The 540-nt window shown below is 40.7% G+C and carries 1 protein-coding gene; it reads right to left on the bottom strand.

All coding sequences use genetic code 11. The features are described 5' to 3' along the window. Positions 1 to 15: 15 nt before the first annotated feature. A partial coding sequence (locus tag LC076_RS24040) for a transposase (RefSeq protein ID WP_226671606.1) occupies positions 16 to 540 on the bottom strand: 525 nt, incomplete at its 5' end.

Raw genomic sequence — 540 nt, 5'->3', positions numbered from 1 at the left:
ACCCGCCAGTTATGGTTAGGCTACACCCGCAGTCCCTGCGGTTAGAAGTCTTATCGCTTCATTTTTAAGATTTTGTCCTGCGTTAATATCTCTTTGATGATGGACTCCGCATACACAGGTCCAGTCACGCAAATTTAGATCTTTAACGTCTTTGTTTTTATAGCCGCAGCTCGAACAAAGTTGAGAGCTAGGGAAGGTCTTACTCACTTCTACCACTGTCTTACCGTACCATTCGGCCTTGTACTTTAACATGGTCGTAAATTGGTACCATGACACATCAGCGATGGATTGAGCTGTTTTCTTATTTTTCATCATGTTAGCCACTTGCAGACTCTCAATCCCGATTACATCGTGGTTTTTGATGATATCGATAGAGGTCTTATGCAAGAAATCTGTACGTTTATTTTCAATTTTTTCATGAATACGAGCTACTGTAATCCGTTGCTTGTTCCAGTTACTAGAGCCGATTACTCGTCTTGATAGCACCTGTTGAGCCTTTGCCAATTTTTGCTCTAAGGATTGAAAATAGCGATTATTTTT

It is taken from the genome of Metabacillus litoralis, from assembly GCF_020524045.1.
GTDB classification, from domain to species: Bacteria; Bacillota; Bacilli; order Bacillales; family Bacillaceae; genus Metabacillus; species Metabacillus litoralis_C.
The sequence above is the reverse complement of the archived record's forward strand: the minus strand, read 5'-3'. Positions and strand labels throughout refer to the sequence as shown.